The sequence below is a fragment of the Corynebacterium mastitidis DSM 44356 genome, assembly GCF_000375365.1.
GTDB classification, from domain to species: Bacteria; Actinomycetota; Actinomycetes; order Mycobacteriales; family Mycobacteriaceae; genus Corynebacterium; species Corynebacterium mastitidis.
Map to the genome: position 1 here is coordinate 1 of NZ_AQXB01000020.1, position 3,191 is coordinate 3,191.

Annotated in this window: 5 protein-coding genes; all 5 read left to right on the forward strand. The window is 51.8% G+C overall.

Annotated features, from left to right (window positions below; genetic code table 11):
- Positions 1-244 (forward strand): hypothetical protein (locus B140_RS14245; protein WP_211208167.1); only part of this gene is annotated, 244 nt, incomplete at its 5' end.
- A gap of 25 nt (positions 245-269) precedes the next feature.
- A complete protein-coding gene (locus B140_RS13110; protein WP_018119458.1) occupies positions 270-1,022 on the forward strand; it encodes a 3'-5' exonuclease in 753 nt (250 codons plus the stop codon).
- Positions 1,023-1,101: 79 nt separating this feature from the next.
- Positions 1,102-1,617 (forward strand): pentapeptide repeat-containing protein, encoded by a 516-nt coding sequence (locus B140_RS13555; protein WP_169332546.1) that lies wholly within the window; start codon positions 1,102-1,104, stop codon positions 1,615-1,617.
- 81 nt (positions 1,618-1,698) lie between these two features.
- Positions 1,699-2,058: a histone-like nucleoid-structuring protein Lsr2 gene (locus B140_RS13560; protein ID WP_169332547.1), complete on the forward strand. Its 360-nt coding sequence runs from the start codon at positions 1,699-1,701 to the stop codon at positions 2,056-2,058.
- A 58-nt stretch (positions 2,059-2,116) separates the two neighbouring features.
- On the forward strand, positions 2,117-2,935 hold the full coding sequence (locus tag B140_RS13565; RefSeq protein WP_083912342.1) for a class E sortase: 819 nt from the start codon (positions 2,117-2,119) through the stop codon (positions 2,933-2,935).
- Positions 2,936-3,191 lie beyond the last annotated feature (256 nt).

Genomic DNA, 3,191 nt, shown 5'->3' on the forward strand with positions numbered 1-3,191 from the left:
GCGCAAGGGAAAGAACAATCAGCAGAGCATTAAAGATGCTTTCCCCAATAAGGGCCGAGGAGATAAGGATACGAAGGGTTACACTATCCACCTTGAAAAGGAGGTTCATAGCGGTATCAAGATTGAAGCCGTAAAGAATGGCACCAATATCAGTACTATTGTCAATGAACTCATAGCTTCTTTCCTTGATGAGGGCGAGGAAGTACGGGAGGCGTTTTTTAAGGACCTTCTGAATAATTCATAGTCAGCGCATAGTCCCAGGAGGGATCATGGGGATCAGCTCGTGGTGGCGTGAGATCGTTGATGCGATCCAGGCCGCTAAGGAGGAGTACCGCAGCCAACCTGTGTTTGCGGTGGTTGACGTAGAGACCACGGGGTTTACTCCGTCGTCGTGCCGGATTGTGGAGATTGGGGTGTGCATCCTTGATCGTCAGTTCCGGGAGGTCTCGCGGTGGGAGACGCTGGTCAACCCTGAGCGTAAACGGGTTGGTGGCAGTGATATTCATGGTCTCCGGGTGGAGGATTTGGTCAAGGCTCCGACCTTTGCCGAGATCCACGATCAGCTTGTTGATGTGCTTGATAACCGCGTGTTGATTGCGCACAATGCGAAGTTTGATGTGGGGTTTCTCAATGCGGAGGCCAAGCGTGCCTATGCGGCTCGTGGTATGAAGCCGAAGCTGTTGATCACCGATATTGTTGACTCCCTTGGGCTGGCGTGTGAAGCAGTAGAGCAGGGTCCGTACAGGCTCGCAGCTTTGGCTCAGCGCTTTGGCGTCGGCGGGGAGAAGCTGCACTCAGCGGTGGGGGATGCAGCTACGGTCGGCAAAGTTCTTGAGCAGATGTTCGGCCCCCAGCGCGGGGAGATCGCCAAGAGACTGCTGAAGGAGACTCCCTCCTTCGACAAGGTGAGGGCTCATCGTTTGGGTGAGCGGCAGCCTCTCTTGGTGCGAGGTGGCTCGGCGCCGGCGGATTTCTCCTGCCACGCCGTTAAGAGCAAGCAGGAGGGAGCGGGAAATGAGTAGTGAGGCAATAACACGGTCGGAGGTTCTGCGGGTCATTTCGCAGGCACGGGCTCACGGTGGGCATCCAGATTTTTCCGGCATGGATTTATCTCATCTGGATCTGAGTCAGATAGATTTTCGGCAAGCAGATTTTTCCGGCACAATCGCACGGCAGACTGATTTTTCTGGTTCCAGTTTTTATGGTGTGGATGTGTCGTGTGCCGATTTTGGTGAGTCGGTTTTTTGCAGATCGTCTTTGCATGGAGTGTTCTTTCACGCTACGAACGTTCGGGGGGCGGATTTTCGAGGGGCGAGTTGGCAGGGGCTGATGGTGTCAAGCGCTCCTGTTGGGGAGCTGTACTTGCTTCCTACTCGGCAGGGGTGGGAGGTGCAGGCTGCTACGTGGTCGTTGACCATGGAGCAGATCCGGCGCCTCCTGGCAGGCGATGGCAAGAAGGTTCCAGCAGCGGAGTACCAGGCGCTCATACCGATCCTCCCCGTGCTAGAAGCCCTCATGCCTCTCCTTGAGGAGCACATAGACCGCGTGCAGAAAAGACTCCCGCGAAAGCTCCACACGAACTTCAAGAACATTACCTTACATTCTGAAGTGAAGTAGGGTAGAATTTTACACGATGTATCTTTTTCTATCCTGAGCACATCCCACTTACCTGAAGAGCATTAAGGAGAAACTATGGGCATGACGATGCAGTATAAGTACCACGATGATTATAGTGGCAAGACTTTCCCGAGGGAAGAGCTTGTTACCGTTCATTACACGGTCGATGGTACGGAATATGAGATAGATCTTTCTGAAGAATCGTTTGATCTTTTTATGAAGTCCATGGACAAGTGGACGAGTAAGTCTCGGGTGGCCCGGAGGAAGAAGCAGCGATCTAGAAGTGGCTCTCAGGCAAATTCTGAGGCTGCCGCCATTCGTAAATGGGCACAGGAACATGGTTATAAGGTGGGGCAAACGGGACGCATTGCTGCCGATATTAAAAAGGATTACCATGATGCTCAGAAGAATGGCGATTCTTCCACGGGTGGCGAAGAATAGTTCATTCACCTTATAGAAAAGGATATACTTTCTTTTCATGTGGGGATGAGGTACATGAATGCGTGTGAATGATGCATCGGGCAAGGTTGACTATTCTGATTTTCCTGACCGTTCTTTTTCGTGGTCTCGATTTTCTTTTTTCTTGGGAGAGTTTCTAGGGACGGTATTTGTTATCGTCTTTTTGTTTTTGGTGTATGTTTTGTGGGGGACGGGGGTGGAGTCTGCTTCGGTGCAGCGTAGCCACGTTGACCAGCTTCAGCAGGCCTGGGGGGGTAGCGAGCAGACGGCTGGGGAGCAGCGGTCGTGGTTCCGTCTTAGTGAGGAGGCCAGCGAGGGTGATCCCCTTGCTATTCTTCGGTTTCCCGCGCATGTGGGCGGTGAGTACCCCATGCTGAAGGGGATTGAGCCGTCTACGTTGAATCAAGGCCCTGGGTGGTATTCCGATTCGGATAATCCTGGTGAGCCTGGGAATGTGGCGGTTGCAGCGCACCGTGATGGGTGGAATGCCCCGTTTGGGGATCTTGACAGGTTTTCCGTTTGTGATCCTATTGTGGTTGAGACGCATGAGGCTATCTATACGTACCGTGTTCTTTCCTTCCGCAGTGATGAAGAAGAACGGGAGAAGGAGAATGCTTCGTGTTTGCCTCATAAAGAGGAAGAAGCGTTGCGCGGTAAGCAGTATCAAGGCCTTCTCGGTATGGATATTGTTGCGCCGGAGGATTACAATGTAGTCCATGCGGTACCAGGTTCTCCTCAACGTTATGACGTGGATAATGCTCAGGCACATATATTGACTTTGACAACATGCCATCCTCATTGGAGTAATGATCAGCGTCTTATTATTCATGCAGCGCTAGAGGATGTTGAGAGGAAGTAGGGTAGAGATGTACGGATGGGTTTTTCGCCATTTGCCTGGTTCTTTTCGTGTGCGGGTTGTTCTTTCTTTGGGGATAATTATATCTGTGGTTGCGGTTTTGTGGTTTTTTGTTTTTCCTTTTTTGGCTGAGCGTATTGGTACCTACAGTGTCTTGACGGGCTAGGGGGATGGTGAGGGGTTTTGATAGCCTGGTAGTTGGGAGACGATCAGCCCCTCTTCGGTAGGGGCTTACCAGGATAAGAGAGGGTTTCTTTAT

Coding starts and splice junctions, on each gene's coding strand:
- B140_RS13565 (WP_083912342.1), top strand. CDS start 2,117: ATGCGTGTGAATGATGCATCGGGCAAGGTTGACTATTCTGATTTTCCT.
- B140_RS13555 (WP_169332546.1), top strand. CDS start 1,102: ATGGATTTATCTCATCTGGATCTGAGTCAGATAGATTTTCGGCAAGCA.
- B140_RS13560 (WP_169332547.1), top strand. CDS start 1,699: ATGACGATGCAGTATAAGTACCACGATGATTATAGTGGCAAGACTTTC.
- B140_RS13110 (WP_018119458.1), top strand. CDS start 270: ATGGGGATCAGCTCGTGGTGGCGTGAGATCGTTGATGCGATCCAGGCC.